The organism is Cellulosimicrobium sp. GQ32 (assembly GCF_059758455.1).
The window spans coordinates 115967-133244 of the sequence record NZ_JCAXEP010000012.1 but is presented as its reverse complement, the minus strand read 5'-3'; the positions used below and the strand labels follow the sequence as shown (position 1 = coordinate 133244).

Genomic DNA, 17278 nt, shown 5'->3' with positions numbered 1-17278 from the left:
GGGTTCTGTCGGGCTGGTCGGGCTGGGTCGGGGCGGGCCGTGCGGCCTGCCCCGGGGGCCGCCGTCGTGCTGCACGACGGCGGCCCCGGGGTCGGCGGGGACGGCTGACCGCCCCCGCCGGGGCGGTGCTACAGGTCCGCCACCCGGACGTCACGGAACTCGATCAGGTCCGAGTTCCCGTGGTTCTGCAGCCCGATGAACCCGCTGTCGAACTGACGCAGGTCCGTGGGCGGGTCACCCGCGCGGGACGACTGGATCCCCGGCGCGTTCTCGAACTCGTTGATGACCACGCCGTTGCGGATGATCGTGTAGTGCTGGCCCACGACCCGGATCTCGTACTCGTTCCACTCGCCCTTGGGCTTCTCCCCGCCGGTGTTGAGGCCGACCGGGTCGAAGTTGTAGACCGAGCCCGTCTTCTGCGGCTCGCCCGTGGGTCCGTCGTAGATCTGGATCTCGTGGCCGCAGTAGATCGCGACCCACGCCGGTGACGTCTGCCCCTCGGCGCACTCGGCGCCGCCGGGCTCGTTCGGGTTCGGGAACCGGGTGAACACGCCGGTGTTGGCGTAGTGGTCACCCTCCGACACGTCGCGGTACAGGAGCTTCACGGAGAAGTCCCCGAGCTCCTCGCCCGCGTACCAGAGCATCCCCAGGCCGCCGCTCGACTTGAGCGAGCCGCCCGGCTCGAGCGTGAACTTGCCGCCCGGTGCCTGGAACCAGTCGTACAGCGACGCCTCGGTGCCGTCGAAGATCGTGCGGTACCCACCGGGGTACGCGCCGATCTGGGACCGGGCCGCCGCGTCGACGAGGCGAGCACGCTCGCGGTCGCTGATGCGGCTGTCGTCGTACAGGCCCTTCGCGACCGACTCGACGTGCGCCAGGAACCGGGCGTGGGTGCGCCACTCCTTCTCGTCCTGGAACAGGTCGGCGATGTTGCAGGCGCCCAGGTCGCGGTTCTCGACCGTGGAGTCCACGTCGCCGAAGAACACGGTCTCGCGCTCGTCGGGCAGGGTGCACGACGGCGAGCCGTCGGTCGTGACCGTGGCCTTCGAGCCGTCGGCGTACGTGACGGTGAGCTTGGCCTCGTAGTTCTTGACGCGCGGGTACTTGTGCTTCGGGTTGGCCTGACGCGAGGTCGAGCCGTCGCCGAACTCCCAGAGGTAGGAGACGCCACCGGAACGCGCACCGGTGAACTGCACCGTCAGCGGGTCGCCCTGGATGCTCGTCGCGGACGCCGCCGGGGCCGGGGTCGGAGCCCCGCCCTGGTACGTGATCCGCATGAGCTTCTGGTTCGGGTCGAGGCTGAAGAAGCCGCCCGCGTAGTCGACCAGGTACAGCGCGCCGTCCGGACCGAACTTCGCGTCCATCCAGCTCTGGAGCAGCCCGTCACCGCGACCGCCCGGGATGATCTGGCGGAGGTCCTCCATGAACACGGGCGCGTCCAGGTTCTCCGGGTCGACCGTCACCGCGACGCGGTTGTTCGAGTTCGACTGGTCGCCGATGAACCACTTGCCCTCCCAGTACGACGGCCATGCGACGTCGGACTCGGGGTCGACCTGCGACTGGCGGTAGGTCGGACCGGACATGACGGCCTGGCCGCCACCCCGCAGCCACGGGATGGTGTAGGTCGCCTCGTCGTCCTCGTACGTCGGGATGCCGTTGCCGCGGTCCGGGAACACCGGCCCGCCGCCCGAGGGCGAGTACCAGATCATGTTGTCGCGCACCGGCGGGAGGTCGACGAGACCCGTGTTGCGCGGCGACGTGTTCTTCGGGTTGTCGCAGTCGTACCAGCCGGTGAGGACGCTCGCGTCCTCGTTGCTCCGGTCACGGTAGGGCTGCTTGTTGCCCATGCAGTACGGCCAGCCCTGGTTGCCCGCCGACGTGATGATCGTCGCGGTCTCGTACTTGGCCGGGCCGAGCTCGGGGCTCGGGCTGCCGGCGTCCGGGCCCACCCAGGCCGCGGTCAGCCAGTCCGTGTCGGGGTCGATCTGCAGGCGCGAGATGTTGCGCACGCCCATGACGTAGATCTCGGGACGCGTCTTGTCCGCGGGGTACTCGCCCACCGGGAACAGGTTGTCGTCCGGGATCGTGTACGTGCCGTCGTCCTCGGGGTGGATCCGCAGGATCTTGCCGTTGAGGTCGTTCGTGTTGCCCGACGTGCGGCGCGCGTCCTGGAAGCTGATCCCCGCGTACTCCTGCGTCCAGTTGTTGCCGGAGTACCCGTTCGACCCGCCGGACGAGTTGTTGTCGCCCGAGCCGATGTAGAGGTTGCCCTCGCTGTCGAACGCCATGCCGCCGCCTGCGTGGCAGCAGCTGTGGATCTGCGTCTCCCACTCGAGCAGGTCGACCCGCGTGCTCTGGTCGATCGTCGGGGTCGCGGGGTCGTAGGTGAACCGCGAGACGGTCCGGTAGCCGACGCGACGCTCACGGTCGATGTTCTCGTGCGGCATCCAGTACACGTACAGCCAGTGGTTCGTCGCGAAGTCGGGGTCGGGCACGATGCCGAGCAGCCCCTCCTCGTTCTTCACGAGCTCGTCGCCGCTGCCGCGGTTGCCCATGACGTCGAGCGTCGTGAGCAGCTTCGCCTCACCCGTCTCCGGGTCCCACTGGTGGATCGTGCCGCAGCCGAGACCCACGTTCGGGTCGCTCCACGGGACGATCGGGCCGGTCGCGCACGCACCACGGCCGATGTAGAAGACCGTGCCGTCGGGCGCGATCGTCAGGCCGTGCTGCTCGCCGTTCTGGTCCAGCGTGCCGGCGGTGTTCACCTTGGACAGGCGCTCGGCCTTGTAGTTCGACGCGATGGTCGCCTGGCAGTCGCCGCGCACCACGCCCGTCGTCCACTGGAGCGCACCGAGCAGGTGCTCGCGGAACGTCTCGTCCTCCCAGCTCTCGGGCGTGCCGCCCATGCCGGTGAAGAACGAGCGTCCGCCGTCGTAGTCCCGGCACCAGGAGAGGGGCTGGAACGGGTTGGTCGTCGGGCCGGCGTCGGGGCCGGGCTCGAGCGTCGCGACCGTGTGCACGTCACCGGTCGGGTCGTCGGCCCAGTCCAGCCACCGGTCCTCGCGGTCCCACGTGAGCGGGAGGTCCGCCGTCGCGGGGTGCTGGCGGTCGACCAGGTCGACCGTGCGCTCCTCGAGCGGGATCTCCGGGTCGGGCTGCTCGACGGAGTCCGGACCGAAGATCGAGAGCTCCGCGAGCTGGACCTCGGCGTCGCCCGAGTTCGCGGTGACGTCCAGCCGGTACCAGCCGTACTCGGTCTCGTTCTCGACGTCGAACGTGCGCGGCTGGAAGCGCTGCGGGAAGTCCTCGTCGGTGCGCGTGTCGAGGTCGACCCACGTCTGACCGTCGGTCGAGCCCTGCAGCTTCCAGTTCTTCGGGTCGCGGCCCGCGGAGTCGTTCGCCGACGTGATGCCGTACTTCACGACCGCGACGGGCTGCTCCATGCGCAGCGTGAGCTGGCCCGTGCGGGCGAACGTCAGCCACTTGGTGTTGGGGTCGCCGTCGACGGCCTTCGCCGGGGTCTCGGCGGCCGGGCTGCGGCCGGTGCCGGTCGCCTCGGCGACCTTCTCCGCCGTCATCGTCGCGCCCTTGATCCGGGCGCCGACGAGGCCCTCGAACCACTTCGACGCCTCCTGGGCGCGCGCGGCGTCGCGCACGCCGAGGAAGCCGCCGCCGGAGTTGATGTACGCCTGGAGCGCGGCCTCCTGCTCGCCGCTCAGCTCGATGCCCTCCGAGGAGAGCATGACGACGCCGCGGTACTCGCCGAGCGTCGCCTCGCTGAGCATCGCGGGGTCGGACGTCGCCTCGACGTCGAACCCGTTGGCGGCACCCAGCTCGGTCAGCGCCGCGGTCGCGGCGACGACCGGGTCGGTCTGCTCGTCGGGCGCGCCGTGGAACACGAGCACGCGCACGGCCGTCGTGGCCGCGGCGGTGGCGACCGGAGCCGTGGCGAGCGCCCCGCTCGAGGCGACCGCGCTGCTCGCGGCCGTGTCGACGGGCTGGGCCGACGCCGGGATCACGGCCGCGCTCGCGACGAGCGCGGCGCTCGTGAGGCCCACGGTCATGGCCAGTAGTGCTCCTGGTCGGGAGCGTCCCCTCGTGGGGGATGTCGATCGTCTGGACAGCACTCTCCAACTCCTTCGTCATCGGTGCGGCGCCCCCGGGCGGGCCGGGAGCGGGTCGTGCTGGTGCGGGTGGTGCTGGTGCGGGGCGAGCCCGCGGCCCGTCGGTCCTGATCAGCCGACAGCTCAGTGGCCGGCGTGCCCCGTGAGGTCGACGACGGCCGGCCCGGTCCCTCCGGCCGCGGCACCACCGGTGGTGGCCGCGGCGCCGTCCGTCGTGGCGGTGGCGCCGGAGGGCGCCGACATCGTGTGGCTGGCGTGACCCTGGAACCGGTCGATGGAGTCCTGCGCACCCGGCGGCATGGAGCCGTCGGCGTTGCGCACGAGGAAGATGCCGGCCATGCCCCCGTCGGAGTGGAACTGGACGTGGCAGTGGTACATCCACGCCCCCGGCCCGACGCCCAGACCGGCGACGACCTGGAACCCGAACGCGTCGCCCGGGTTGAGGTCCCGGTTGTCGACGACCTGGCTCGGGTCGTACTGGTCCGCGAGCAGGCCGGTCCGGTTGTTCGCCCAACGGTGCGCGTGCAGGTGGAAGGTGTGGAGCTGGTTCCCGTGCCCGATGCAGATGAACTCGACGCGCTCGCCGAGCTTCGCCTCGAACATCGGGGTGTCGGGGGCGACCTTGTTGTTGATCGTCATGTCGTTGAAGACCATCGTGAACTGCTTCTGCGGCAGCACGTCCCCGACCCGTCGCACGACGAGCGCGCCGTAGAGCCCGGCGGCGAGGCCCTGCGTGCCGTGGTCGCCCCACGCGTGGTCGTGGTAGTGCCAGTAGCCCGCGCTGCCCGGCATCCAGATGCCGCGGTCGCGCGCCATCTTCACGGTGGACCAGGTGTACGTCCGCGTCTCGCCCGGCTCGTTGAACGAGTTGTTGAAGGCGCTGCCGTCGCTGTTGACGTCGTAGTTCACGCCGTGCGGGTGGATCGACAGGCGCTTGTCCGTCGTGTTGACGAGCGTGATCTCGAGGGTCTCGCCCTCCCACATCTCGAGGATCGGGCCGGGGACCGTGGCCTTGCCGCGCTCGAGGCCGTAGCCGACGAGCGTGTCCGAGATCCGCTCGGCGTACATGGTGATCTTGCGGACGTCGCCGGCCGCGGTGGCCACCGCACCGGTGGCCGCACCGGCCGTCGTCGCGGCGGCGGCCGGGGGCGCCGCGGCGACGCTGCCGCCTGCGCCCAGCAGCAGCGCGGCCGCAGGGCTCGCGGCGACGACGCCTGCCCCCGCGAGAAGCGCCCGTCGCGAGAGGGGCCTCGCGGGCGTCTCGGTCTCGGTCGTCGGGTCGGGCATGGGGACTCCTTCCGGGCGTACGGGGTCGTCCGGGCGGCTCGCGGGCGCGCCGGACCGGCGTGCCGGCGCTCGCCGCCACGCTGACCGGCGCCACGTGGGCGCGCGGAGGTTCCCCGGGTGGTGCTGTGGGGGGTGCACTGTGGGCAGGACTGGGTCGTGCGGGGGTGTCCCGCGTCGCAGAGGGTCGAGACAGGTGCTCGGTCGTGCGGGGCTCGACCCTCGACCGGTGGGAGACCGACCGTGGGGCGAGGTCCGGGACCGCCATGGGTCCCGCCGGGGCACGCGTCGGTGCGCGCCGTCGGCTGTCGGTCCGGACGTCGCGCTCCCCTGCCCGACGTCCGGTCCCCTGGTCGGTTCCAGGGGCAACGAGGTTTATGACACCGCAGTCAGGGAGCGATGTCAACAGATAGACGAAAGTTGTGTCGACAACAAGCAAAAGTCCCCGGTCAGTCGACACTTCTCCGTCAGCCGTGGGTCCCGGAGCCGCCCGTCGCGCGGTGCGGCAGCGGTCCTGGGCGCCCGGCGGGTGTGCGACGCACACCCGTGGTGGAGTGACCGCGTGACGAACGATCCCTCCGCCTGGTCGGTCCGCGAGTCGGGCCTCGCGGTCGACTCCCCGGAAGCGGTCGCGTCCCTCCTGTGCCTCGCGAACGGGTACGTGGGCGTCCGGGGCGTCCTCGACGAGGTCGCCGCGGACGACGACCCGGCGACGCTCGTGGCCGACGTCTACGAGGAGTTCGACCAGACCTACGCCGAGCGCGCCTACGCCTACCCCGAGGTCGAGGAGCGCCTGGTCCCCGTCGTCGACGCGTGGCGGCTCGGCTGGTGGGTCGACGGCGCGCCCGTCGACGCGCGGATCGCGGACGACGACCCGGAGCTCACCGGTACGGTCGAGGCCCACGACCGCGTGCTCGACCTGCGCGCCGGCGTCCTGCGGCGCGAGCTGCGGTGGACCTCGCCGGCGCGCGGCACCGTGACACTGCACAGCGAGCGGCTCGTGCCGCTCGCGCGGCGGGCGGTCGTCGCGACGCGCTGGCGGGTGCAGGCGCACGACGAGGTGACCCTGACCCTGCGGCCCGTGCCCGACTGCCCGCACGGGGCCCCGGAGGAAGACCGGGCGGCGCCCGGGCTGCGCACGGTCTCGTGCCGGCACGAGGCCGACGGCTCGTCGGTGCGCCAGCGCACCGTGCGCTCCGAGCGCGGCGTCGCGGTCGAGACGGCCCACGTGGTCGAGGCCGCGGACGGCGTCTCGCCGGTGTGGCACCACCGCGGCGGCGGCGCGTCGCTCACGGTCGACCTGCGCGCGGGCCAGTGGCTGAACGTCGTCGTCCTCGCCGCGTACGCCGGCGGCGAGGACGCGGACGCCCTGCCCGCCCACGCGCACGCGGTGCTCGCCGACGCACGGCAGGCCGGGTGGGACGCGCTCGTGCGCGAGCAGGCCGACGTCCTCGCCGACGTGTGGGACCGGGGCGACGTCGAGCTCGACGGCGACGACGAGATGCAGCAGGCGATCCGCCACTCGCTCTTCCAGGTGGTGCAGGCGGCGGCACGCGTCGAGGGGGTCGGCGTGCGGGCCAAGGGGCTCACGGGCACCGGGTACGGGGGCCATGCGTTCTGGGACTCCGAGACGTTCGTGCTGCCCGTGCTCGACCACGTGCTGCCGGGCGCCGCCGCCGCGCACCTGCGCTGGCGGCACGCGACGCTGCACCGGGCGTGCGAGCGCGCGGCCGAGCTCGGCCTGCCCGGGGCGGCGTTCCCGTGGCGCACGATCAGCGGCCGCGAGTCCTCGGGATACTGGCCCGCCGGGACGGCCGCGTTCCACGTCGCGTCGGCCGTGGCGCTCGCCGCCGTGCGGCACGTCGCGGCCACGCACGACGACGAGCTCGCCCGGGACGTCGCCGTCGACCTCGCCGTCGAGACGGCGCGCCTGTGGGCCGGGCGCGGGCACCACACCGCGGCGGGCTTCCGCATCGACGGCGTGACCGGGCCCGACGAGTACACCGCGGTCGTCGACAACAACACGTACACGAACCTCATGGCGCGCAAGAACCTGCGCGCCGCCGACGAGCTGTGCGCGCGGTTCCCCGAGCGGGCCGCCCGGCGGGGCGTCACCGACGACGAGCGGCGCGCGTGGCTCCGCGCGGCCGACCGCATGACCGTCCCGTACAACGCCGAGCTCCGTGTCACCGAGCAGTCGCAGGACTTCACGCACCACGCGCACTGGGACTTCGAGGCCAAGGGCACGGCCCGGTTCCCGCTCGACGACCACGTGCACTACGTCGAGCTCTACCGCAAGCAGGTCGTCAAGCAGGCGGACCTCGTGCTCGCGCTGCACACGGCGCCCGAGGAGTTCAGCGCGGAGCAGCGGCGCCGGGACTTCGACTACTACGAGCCGCTCACCGTCCGCGACTCGTCGCTGTCCGCGCCGGCCCAGGCGGTGGTCGCCGCGGAGATCGGGTACGTCGACCTCGCTTACGCGTACGCCCGCGAGTGCGCGCTTCTGGACCTGTGCGACCTGCGCGCCTCGACGGACGGCGGGCTGCACGTCGCCTCGCTCGCGGGCGCCTGGACCGCCGTCGTCACCGGGATCGCCGGCCTGCGGCACGACGACGGCGCGCTCCGCCTCGCGCCGCGGCTCCCCGCCCGCCTCACGCGGCTCGCGTTCACGGTCCACCACGGGGAGTCGCGCGCCCGCGTCGAGGTCCGACGTGACGGCGTGACCTACCGGCTCGTGTCCGGGAGCGGCCTGCGGCTCGTCCACGGCGAGGAGGCGCTCGACCTCACGCCCGAGCAGCCGCAGGTCGAGCAGCCGCTCCTCCCCGGCATCGCCGACCCGCCGCCCGCCCAGCCGCCGGGCCGCGCACCGCTGTTCGACGCCTCGTAGCACCGTCTCCGGCGTCGGCCCGGGCGTCGGCCCGATCGGAGCCCGTCAGGCGTCGAGCACCGCGCGCAGAGCCGTGGCGAACGCCGCGGGGTCGTTGTCCGGCGACCACTCGTTGACCATGAAGCCCCCGTGGTCGCCGGGGAAGGTCACCGCCTCGACGCCCAGCAGGTCGGCGAGCGCCGCGCCGCCGCGCCAGGCGAGCGTGCCCTCGCCCTGCGCGCTCACCGCGGGCACGACCCGCGTCCCCGACGCCCGCAGCACCGCACCGTCCGGAGCCCAGGCGGGCATGGTCGCGAGGTTCTTGCCGAGGAGGAGGTCGTCGCGCGACCCGTCGTCCTCGGTCGGGAAGCCGAACATCGCGGGGTCCGGGGCCGGGCGGTCGAGGTAGTCCGCCGGCAGCGGGCCCACGTGGCTCACGAGCGCGACGAACTTCGCCATGGCCGGGCCGAATCCCTCGCGGCGGTAGGTGTCGACGATGTCGGCCTGCACCGTCGTCGCGAGGCCGGCGTCCTCGAGCAGCGGGGTGATCGGCGGCTCGTGCGACACGAAGGTCCGCACGTCGCCCGGGTGGCGCTCGATCCACGACAGCCCGACGACGCCGCCCCCGCTCGACCCGAACACGTCCACCGGACCCAGCCCGAGCGCGGTCACGACGGCGTGCAGGTCGTCGGCGTGCGCCTCGACCGAGACCTCGCCGTCCGGCGCGAGCGTGCTGCGCTCGGTGCCGCGCGGGTCGTACGTGACGACCACGCGGTCGTCGAGCAGCCCCGCGAGCTGCTCGAACCCGGACGCCGCCATGGGCGATCCCATGACGACGACGGGCGTCCGGTCCCCCGTCACGTCCGGCGTCCAGACGTCGTAGGCGATCACCGCGCCGGGCGCGTCCAGGGTGTAGGTCTTGCGCTCGCTCATGGCAACCTCCGTGTCGTCGTGCCCGCGGCCGTGCACCGGGGCTCCCGAGCGTTCTGACGACGACCGTCCTCGGAACTCATCGCTCGTCGTCGCGACCGGCGCAGGGCTGCCACTACCCTCTCAGGATGCCGTCATCGAGGACCGTCCCCGCCGTCGTCGTCGCCGGAACGCTCACCGCGGTCCTCTGGGTGGTGACGGGCCGCCTCGGGGACTGGTTGTCCGGGATGTCCCTCGCGGTGCCGGGTACCGTCGTCCGCGCGCTGCTCCCCCACCCGACCGCGCCCGTCGCGGCAGGGGCTCCCGTCTCCGGCAGCACGCTCCTCACCGCCGCGCTCGCCGGGGCGCTGGTCGCGGCCGGCACCCAGCTCGCGGTACGGCGCCTGCCCGCCGGCACCGGCCGGTGGGCGACGTTCCTCGCCGCCTGGTTCTCGACCGTCGCGGCGTCCGCGATCGCTGCGACGGCCGCGTGGTTCGCGGGGGTCACGCTGCCGTGGCGTGCCGACACGATCACCGAGCTCGTCGCCACCGCGCTCGGCGGCTGGTGGGGGCTCGTGAACGGCCTGCTCGTCGGGCTCGCCGTCGTCGTGACGCGCGCGCTGACCGACCGGCGCGACGACCCGGCGGGCACGAGGCACACCCGCGCCCCCGCCACGGTGCGCGCCTGGCCGGCCGCGCTCGCGGCAGGCGCGGCGACGGGCGTGCTCTGGGCGGCGGCGGGCGTCGGGAGGACCGTGCTCCCCGGTGCGGTCGACCCGCAGTCGCCGTGGGGCGTCGCGCGCGACGTCGTGCTGCTGCCGTCCGCACGGCTCGCCGTCGACCGGGACGCGCTCCTGGCCGACCCGGTGCACCTCGCGCTGCCGCTCGGGGTCGGGCTGGCGGTGGGGCTGCTCACAGCGCTCGCCGCGCGCCGGCTGCCCCCGGCGGAGGGCCGCTGGGCGCTCCTGCTCTCCGCCTGGTTCGCGTGCGTCGCCGGCGCGGCCCTCGCCGCGGCGGTGCCCGTCGTCGTCTCGACCGTCACCGCCGGCGGCGTCCTGCCCGACGCCGGGCGCGCGCTCCCGGTGCTCCAGGCCGGTCTGGCGTGGGGCCTGGTGTGCGGGGTCCTCGTCGCGCCGCTCGCGGTCCTCGTGCACCGGGCGGCCGGGGCCGTCCCGGAGGCCGCCGGGGACGCCGAGGAGCCGTGGCCCGCGCCCGCCGCGTCGGCAGCCGTCGACCAGGACGAGCCGGGCACCTCGTCGGAGGCGGACGGGTCGACGACGGCGCCAGCGGACGCGGCCGAGCGCTCGGACGGCTCGGGCGGCTCCGACCGCGAGCGGGCGGCGAGCGCCGAGCGTGACGAGGTCCGCGCGGGAGTGTGACCGGTCTCGGCAGGACGCTGGTCCTGCGGGCCGCCGGTCCTCAGGGTCGCCGTGCCGCCGGGCGTGCGGCCCACGGCGTTCCGGTGCTTGCCACGCGTTCGTCACCGGGACGTCGTCGCCACGACACCGGGACGACCTAGCGTCGGGCGTGACCAGCAGACCGGGACGACCGGAGAGGGCACAGCGACGATGACCCTGACGATCACGCTCGTACGACACGGGCAGACCTACCTCAACGCACGACGGCACCTCCAGGGATCGTGCGACTCCCCCCTGACCCGCACGGGGCGCGCGGGCGTGCGCGTCACCGCGCAGCACCTCGCGCGGCACGACTTCGCGGCCGCGTACTCCTCCCCGCAGGGCCGCGCGGTCCTCACGGCGATGGAGCTCCTGCGCCACCACCCCGACCTCTCGCTGACCGTCGACCACGACCTGCGCGAGCTGTCGTTCGGGTCGTACGAGCGGCGGCCGGAGTCGCACCTCGACGCGGTCGAGCCGTGGGCGGAGCTCGTGCCGCGCGTGCTCGCGGGGACGCACCCCGGCGTGGGTGGCGGCGAGACCGGCAAGGACTTCATGGCGCGTGTGCGGGCCGTCTTCGCGCGCGTCGTCGCCGCGCACGACGACGCCTCCCGCCCCGGCGCGGTGCTCGACCGCCACGTGCTCGTCGTCGGGCACGGGCTCACGCTCGGCGCCTGGCTCGCGACGCTCGACCCGTCCGGCCTGGTGGCGCTCCCGAACGCCTCGGTCTCCACCGTCGAGGTGACCGACGGCGTCCCGCGGGTCCTGGCGGTCGGCGTCGACGTCGCCGGGCACGGCCACGTCGCCGCCCGCCCCGCGCCGTCGGGCGCCGCCGTCCCGGTCTGAGCTCGCACCCCCACCCGCCGACGACGGGGTTGCTGTCGCTCCCGACCGGAGAACGACAGGAACCCCGTCGTCGGCGCGGTACGACCGCCTGGTCGAGGGGCTCCCGGAGGGTCGTCAATACCGCACGGTGCGGCGGGCGGCGCGGGCGCGGGCGTCGTCGTGGGCGGCGCGCAGCAGGTCCTGGACGAGCGCCGTCGTGCGCTCGCCCGGGTTGACGACGCACACCCAGCCGAGCGCGCCGTAGACGGGGTGCGGCACGACGACGTCGCACTCCCCCACCTCCGACGCCGTGCCGTCGTGCGGATCGGAACCGAGCAGGTCGCGGAACCGGTCGCGGCCCACGTGCACGTTGACCCTCCAGCGGCCCTCCTCGTCGAGGCGCGAGGCCGTGTCGCCGGGGTAGTCCTTGGTGACGACCGTGCCGTAGGGCTGCCCGTGCGGGATCTCGCCGTCGGGTGCGAAGTAGAAGAAGTGGTCGCCCCACGCCAGCTCGGGGAGCTCGCTGCCTGCCCCCGGGGAGAGCACGAGGACGCCGTCGAGCGACCGGACCGTTGCGAGGATCTGCTCCATACTCATGGTTCGAGTGTCTGCCTGAAGTGCTGGTGGAGGGTTGGCGTGACGATCTCGGGGCGCGGGGTGGCGGACGGCGAGGCGCTGCGGCCGCTGCGGACGGCCGACGTCGCGCGCGCGGCCGGGTGCTCGGTCCAGCAGGTGCGCGACCTGGAGGCCCTGGGGGTCCTGCCGCCGGCCGGTCGGTCCGCGAACGGGTACCGCGCGTTCGGCGACGAGCACGTCCTGGCCCTGCGCGCGTACCGCGGCCTCGCGACCGCCGTCGGGCCGGTCGTCGCGCGACGGGTGCTGCGCGCCGCGCGCTCGCTGCCTCGCGACGCGGCGGCGAGCCTCGTCTCCGGGCTGCACGTGACGCTCGCGAGAGAGCGCGAGGAGGCCCTCGCCGCCCGGCGCGCGCTCCTCGCGATCCGGTCCGAGGGCCATGGCGCGACCGGCGCTCCTGGCGACACCCCCACGGCGGCCGAGACCGACGCGTCCGTGCTCACGATCACGGAGCTCGCCGCCGCGCTGGGCGTCCGAGCGTCGACGCTGCGGTTCTGGGAGCACGAGGGTCTCCTCGCGCCCGAGCGCGTCGCGTCGCGCACGGGCGCGGTGTCGGCCCGCCGCTACCCGGCCGCGGCCGTGCGCGAGGCCCGGGTCGTCGCGGCCCTGCGCGCGGCCGGGTACCGGGTCCCGGACGTCCGGCACGCGATCGACGCGCTCCGCGGGGCCACGGGGCCGGCCGACGTCGCCGACCCGCTCGCCGCGCTCGACGCGCGGCTCGACGCGATCGCGCGCCGCACCCTCGCGCTGCTGGAGGCCGGGCACGACGTCGCGCGCCTGCTGACGCGCGTACCGGGAGCGCCCGGGTGACGTTCGGAGTGGCGTTCGAGGGGGTGCTCGAGGGGGCTCGCGGTGACCGTCGGGGACCTGCGTCCCGTCACCTGGTCGCCCCTCCGGCGTCGCCCGGCGTCCACCGCACCGTCACGCGGCCTTCGTAGCGTCGCCGGGGCAACCGTCCCGACGTTCGGAGGACCCGATGACGACCACCCGACGCCGCGCCGTGCGCGGTACCGCCGCCGTGCTGGCCGGAACCCTGCTCGCGAGCACGCTCGTCGTGGCGGCGACCACGACCGCGACCGTCCCGTTCGCCGCCCCGGCCGCCGCCGAGCCCGGCGACGTGCTGCTCGCCGAGTCGTTCGACGGCGACGCCCTCCCCGAGGGGTGGACGCCCGTGCTGGGCGACTGGCAGGTGCGCGACGGCCGGCTCGTCGGCGACGCACCCGACGGGTCGTCGCCCGCGCGCATCGTCTTCGGGCAGTCGGCGGAGAACTACCGCCTGGAGGCGACGCTGCGCTTCGAGAGCGTGGACAACGCCTCGCGCTGGGCGGGCGCGATCCTCGACGTCGCGCCCGACGGCGCGGTGCCGTGGTGGCAGGCGGTCCTGCGCAGCACGACGACCGCGCACAACGGCGTCGAGATCGCGCAGCGGACGGCCGCGAACGCGTGGAACGTGCCGTACACGGCCTCCGCCCCGGCGGACGCGGCGACGGGCCGCGACGTGCGCCTGTCGGTCGAGGTGCAGGGCGCCGCGGTCACCTACGCGCTCGACGGGAAGACCCTCCTGGAAGGGCGGATCGACCGGTCGCGCGACGGTGCGCTCGGCTTCGTCACGGCCGGGGCGACCGTGAGCGTCGACGACGTCACCGTCACCGAGATCGAGCCCGCGTCCTACGTCGGCGACGACGGGGAGCTCCCCGTCACGGTCGCGCACCGCGGGTACTCCTCGGTCGCGCCGGAGAACACGCTCGCGGCCGTGGCCGCGGGCATGCGCACGGGAGCCGAGTACGTCGAGATCGACGTGCACACGACGGCGGACGGGCTCCCGGTCGTGCTCCACGACCAGACCGTGGACCGCACGACCGAGGGGTCCGGCGACGTCGCCGTGCTCCCCGGCGCGCAGGTCACCGCGCTCGACGCCGGGTCGTGGTTCTCGCCCGCGTTCGCCGGCCAGAACCTGCCGACGTTCGCGCAGGTGCTGGACCTGCTGGAGACCGGCTCGTCGACCCTCCTGCTGGAGCTCAAGGGCCCGGAGACGTCCGCCGAGGTCGAGCGCGTCGTGGACATGGTCGTCGAGGCCGGGCTCGAGGACCGCGTGGTCCTGCAGTCGTTCGACGTCGCCGCGCTGCGGTCCGCGCGCGAGCACGCGCCGCAGATCCCGCGCGGTCTGCTGCGCGGCTCTCTCGACGCCGACCCCGTCGCCGTGGCGCAGGACCTCGGGGCGGTCATGTACAACCCGTCGGCGTCGGCGCTGCTCGCGCGCCCGAGCGTCGTCGCGGACCTCAACGAGGCCGGCATCGCCGTGATGCCCTACACCGTGAACTCCGCGGCCGACTGGGCCCGGCTCACCGAGATCGGGGTCGACGGCGTCATCACCGACCGTGCGGGCGCGTTCATCGGCTGGAAGCAGGCGCGCGAGCAGGAAGCACCGGCCCCTGCCGAGCCGACGGTCGAGGTCGTGAGCCCGTCCGAGGGCGTCGAGCGCGGCGGCACGCTCGTCGTCGCCGCGAGCGCGACGGACGCGGACGAGGTCGTCGTCTCGCTCGACGGCGAGCCGGTCGAGAACGGTGCGGCGGTCGCCGCCGCCGACCTCGCGCTCGGCGAGCACACCGTCTCCGCGACGGCCCGCGGCGCGGGCGGCGAGGCGACGGCGGAGCGCACCGTCGTCGTCACGGTCACGCCCGAGGGCCTGCGCGCCCGTGTCGCGGTGCTCGACCTGCCGCCCGGCCAGCTCGTGGGCACGCTCGGCGCGATCGAGGCGGGGCGCTGGGAGTCGGTGCGGCGGACCCTCGAGAAGTTCGTCGACGACGCGGCGACGCGCGAGCGCCTGCTCGAGGAGCTCGACCACCTCGCCGGCCGCTGACGCCGACGCCCCGCCGAGCGCTGCGGTAGCGGGCCCGTCCCCGGTCGTGCTGCGACCGGGGACGGGCCCGCTCACGTGTCGGCGAGGAAGCGGCGCCGGTCGGAGCGGGCCGACCCGAGGCCGGCCCAGCCGACGAGGGCGAGCACGCCGCCCGCGATCCAGACGACGACGGACCAGTCGGGCAGGCCGTCCGACCCGACGACGGCGCCGTCGGTCGCGAGGATCGCCGCCCCGAGGCCGAGCAGCACGACGCCCAGGACGAGCAGGACGACGTCCCGCACGGTCTTCCCCGTGGCTCGCCGGGGCGCGCGTGCCTCCAGCGCCGTCTTCTCGGCCGTGGTGAGGGGGGCCGTCGGGCCGAGGGGCTGGACCCGCTCGGCGCCGTGGCGGAACCGCGCCGGGTCCTCGACCGCCTCGACGACCGCCGACGGCAGGCCGAGGACGTAGGCGAGGTCGGCGACCGGGTCGCCGGGCCACGTCGACGCGGCGAGCAGCGCGCGCAGCCGGTGCGGGTCGCGCGGGTCGCCGAAGGTCTCGACGAGCGCGTCGTACGCGCCCTCGGTCCCGGAGGTGGACAGGTCCGTCCACGTGTCGTTCCAGCTCCCGAAGACCCACGGCCGCCCGGGCGTCGTGAGCGTCCACGACACGCCGCCTCCCGCCCGCTCCAGGCTGATCATCGCCTCGCCCGGACGCAGGCCGCGCTCGATCGTCGACCGTGCGCGGAACTCCCCGGTGAGGGCGTCCGTGAACGCCTCCCGGGCCTCGCCGTCAGGCACACCCGGCACCGGGGACGGGGGCCGCTCGACCGTCCACACGACGGTGCGCTCGTCCGTCGTGCGCACCCACGCCGCCCCCGCACGGCGCACCGCGGCGCGGACGAACGCGGCGTCGGCGCGCACGAGCTGGACGACGGCGTCGGGCGCCGCCGAGTCGGTCGTCGGCAGGTCGGCGACGGCGGTGAAGGTGTCGAGCAGGTCGTCGGGGTGCTCGAGCTCGCGCAGGCGGTCCGGCGCGGTCGAGGCGTCCCGCAGCCCGACGAGCGCGGCGACGGCCGCGAGCACGGGGCTCGGGTCGCCGTCGAGGCGCATCGCGTGGTCGGTGCTCGTCCCGGACGGGTCGACGGGCGACCACGTGACGGCCGTCGGCGGAGCGACCGGGTCGGTACGGGCCGCGAGGACCGCGCTCACGCCGTCAGGCAGCAGGTCCGACCCGGCGTCGAGCTGCACGACCCACGGCGCCGGGACCAGCTCGTCGACGCGCGCGAGCACCTCGGCGACCGCTCCGGGCGTGCCGGGCTCGCGGCCGGCCTCGACGTCGACCTCCGTGTCCACCTCGGCGAACGTCCAGCCACGCTCGTCCGTCGGGCCGACGCGCCCGTACTCGAGGTCCGCGGCGCGCAGACGGGCGACGACCTGGTCGTGCGGGGTACGGGTGACGACGTTCACGGCGTCATGATGCCGCACGCGGGCGGCCAGGACGGCGGCCCGACCACGCCGCGCACGCGACCCGGCGACGGCCCCGCCGTCAGAAGCCCTCGGGCGGGGTGAACTGCGAGAGCGTGAGGACGGCACCCTGCGGGTCGCGGAGCGTGACCTCGCGGGTCCACTCGCCGGCCTCCGCGGCGAGGACGGTGGCGCCCGCGCGCTCCGCGGCCTCGGCAGCGGCGTCCCGGTCGGCGACCGCGAACACCACGGCGTGGTGGGCCGGCCCGCCGTCCTCGACCACGCCGGCGACGACGTCCCGGAACCCGGGCGGCGCACCCTCCTGGTTCGCGTCGATCTCGGGGTAGACGGTCCGGGCGAGGTGGTCGCCGTAGCCCTCCACGCGCGCCATGCCCGCGCCGAGCTCCGGGTCCACCTCCCACCCGAGGAGGGGGCCGTAGAAGTGGAGCGCCCGCGCGACGTCGGGCGTGTGCAGGACGCTGAAGTTCCACGTGCCGGGCTCGTTGACGCGCTGCGCACCGACCCGGGTCCCGGGCTGCCAGAGCCGGAACGTCGCGCCCTGCGGGTCGCGGACGGACGCCGTGCGGCCGGGTGGCCCGATCGTCGTCGGGCCGTCGAGGACCTCGCCACCGAGGTCGGGGACGCCGCGCGACGAGGCGTCCACGTCGTCGACCGCGACGTACGTGATCCACTCCGTCGTGCCCTCCCCCGAGGCGATGGCAGCGACGTCCTGTCCGCCGAGCGACGCGACGACGTAGCGCTCCCCGGAACCGGGCGGCAGCCTCTCCTCGAACTCCCAGCCGAAGAGGGCGCCGTAGAACGCGAGCGCGGCGTCGACGTCGGGCTGCTCGGTGTCCACCCAGCACGGCACGCCGTGCGGGTAGGTGCGGACGGGGCGGGACTGCGAGGTGTCCATGGCCCCAGCGTCCCACCGGCCG

The 17278-nt window shown here is 74.8% G+C and carries 11 protein-coding genes; 5 read left to right on the top strand and 6 right to left on the bottom strand.

What is annotated here, in order from left to right:
• Nucleotides 1–128 precede the first annotated feature (128 nt).
• Together AC6CH9_RS17750 and AC6CH9_RS17745 are read right to left on the bottom strand one after the other, a co-directional pair.
• The gene (locus AC6CH9_RS17750) at nt 129–4064 is read right to left on the bottom strand and encodes a ThuA domain-containing protein (RefSeq protein WP_498156088.1); all 3936 of its coding nucleotides are present in this window, start codon (nt 4062–4064) and stop codon (nt 129–131) included.
• Between the two features lie 183 nt (nt 4065–4247).
• Entirely contained in the window at nt 4248–5411 is a 1164-nt protein-coding gene (locus AC6CH9_RS17745; RefSeq protein WP_498156087.1) for a multicopper oxidase domain-containing protein, read from the bottom strand.
• A gap of 559 nt (nt 5412–5970) precedes the next feature.
• On the opposite strand from AC6CH9_RS17745, the gene AC6CH9_RS17740 reads away from it, so the two are divergent.
• Entirely contained in the window at nt 5971–8295 is a 2325-nt protein-coding gene (locus AC6CH9_RS17740; RefSeq protein WP_498156086.1) for a glycoside hydrolase family 65 protein, read from the top strand.
• A 45-nt stretch (nt 8296–8340) separates the two neighbouring features.
• On the opposite strand, the gene AC6CH9_RS17735 is transcribed toward AC6CH9_RS17740, so the two are convergent.
• Nucleotides 8341–9207 carry an alpha/beta fold hydrolase gene (locus AC6CH9_RS17735; RefSeq protein ID WP_498156085.1) on the bottom strand — a complete coding sequence of 289 codons (867 nt, stop codon included), beginning with the start codon at nt 9205–9207 and terminating at the stop codon, nt 8341–8343.
• Nucleotides 9208–9332: 125 nt separating this feature from the next.
• On the opposite strand from AC6CH9_RS17735, the gene AC6CH9_RS17730 reads away from it, so the two are divergent.
• A complete protein-coding gene (locus AC6CH9_RS17730; RefSeq protein ID WP_498156084.1) occupies nt 9333–10562 on the top strand; it encodes a hypothetical protein in 1230 nt (409 codons plus the stop codon).
• Between the two features lie 189 nt (nt 10563–10751).
• The gene (locus AC6CH9_RS17725; RefSeq protein WP_498156083.1) at nt 10752–11426 is read left to right on the top strand and encodes a histidine phosphatase family protein; all 675 of its coding nucleotides are present in this window, start codon (nt 10752–10754) and stop codon (nt 11424–11426) included.
• 114 nt (nt 11427–11540) lie between these two features.
• On the opposite strand, the gene AC6CH9_RS17720 is transcribed toward AC6CH9_RS17725, so the two are convergent.
• Complete coding sequence (locus AC6CH9_RS17720; protein ID WP_498156082.1) at nt 11541–12002, bottom strand: DUF6194 family protein; 462 nt, start codon at nt 12000–12002, stop codon at nt 11541–11543.
• A gap of 39 nt (nt 12003–12041) precedes the next feature.
• On the opposite strand from AC6CH9_RS17720, the gene AC6CH9_RS17715 reads away from it, so the two are divergent.
• Both AC6CH9_RS17715 and AC6CH9_RS17710 read left to right on the top strand, forming a co-directional pair.
• The gene (locus AC6CH9_RS17715) at nt 12042–12848 is read left to right on the top strand and encodes a MerR family transcriptional regulator (protein WP_498156081.1); all 807 of its coding nucleotides are present in this window, start codon (nt 12042–12044) and stop codon (nt 12846–12848) included.
• Nucleotides 12849–13014: 166 nt separating this feature from the next.
• Entirely contained in the window at nt 13015–14898 is a 1884-nt protein-coding gene (locus AC6CH9_RS17710; RefSeq protein WP_498156080.1) for a glycerophosphodiester phosphodiesterase, read from the top strand.
• Nucleotides 14899–14969: 71 nt separating this feature from the next.
• Here the strand turns inward: AC6CH9_RS17710 and AC6CH9_RS17705 are convergent, their stop codons facing one another.
• On the bottom strand, nt 14970–16343 hold the full coding sequence (locus tag AC6CH9_RS17705; RefSeq protein WP_498156079.1) for a hypothetical protein: 1374 nt from the start codon (nt 16341–16343) through the stop codon (nt 14970–14972).
• Nucleotides 16344–16422: 79 nt separating this feature from the next.
• Entirely contained in the window at nt 16423–17256 is an 834-nt protein-coding gene (locus AC6CH9_RS17700; RefSeq protein WP_498156078.1) for a VOC family protein, read from the bottom strand.
• Nucleotides 17257–17278: the final 22 nt, after the last annotated feature.

Excerpts from the sequence above, each read along its gene's own strand:
- AC6CH9_RS17750 (WP_498156088.1), bottom strand. The coding sequence starts at position 4,064 with ATGACCGTGGGCCTCACGAGCGCCGCGCTCGTCGCGAGCGCGGCCGTG.
- AC6CH9_RS17730 (WP_498156084.1), top strand. The coding sequence starts at position 9,333 with ATGCCGTCATCGAGGACCGTCCCCGCCGTCGTCGTCGCCGGAACGCTC.
- AC6CH9_RS17720 (WP_498156082.1), bottom strand. The coding sequence starts at position 12,002 with ATGAGTATGGAGCAGATCCTCGCAACGGTCCGGTCGCTCGACGGCGTC.
- AC6CH9_RS17745 (WP_498156087.1), bottom strand. The coding sequence starts at position 5,411 with ATGCCCGACCCGACGACCGAGACCGAGACGCCCGCGAGGCCCCTCTCG.
- AC6CH9_RS17710 (WP_498156080.1), top strand. The coding sequence starts at position 13,015 with ATGACGACCACCCGACGCCGCGCCGTGCGCGGTACCGCCGCCGTGCTG.
- AC6CH9_RS17700 (WP_498156078.1), bottom strand. The coding sequence starts at position 17,256 with ATGGACACCTCGCAGTCCCGCCCCGTCCGCACCTACCCGCACGGCGTG.
- AC6CH9_RS17725 (WP_498156083.1), top strand. The coding sequence starts at position 10,752 with ATGACCCTGACGATCACGCTCGTACGACACGGGCAGACCTACCTCAAC.
- AC6CH9_RS17735 (WP_498156085.1), bottom strand. The coding sequence starts at position 9,207 with ATGAGCGAGCGCAAGACCTACACCCTGGACGCGCCCGGCGCGGTGATC.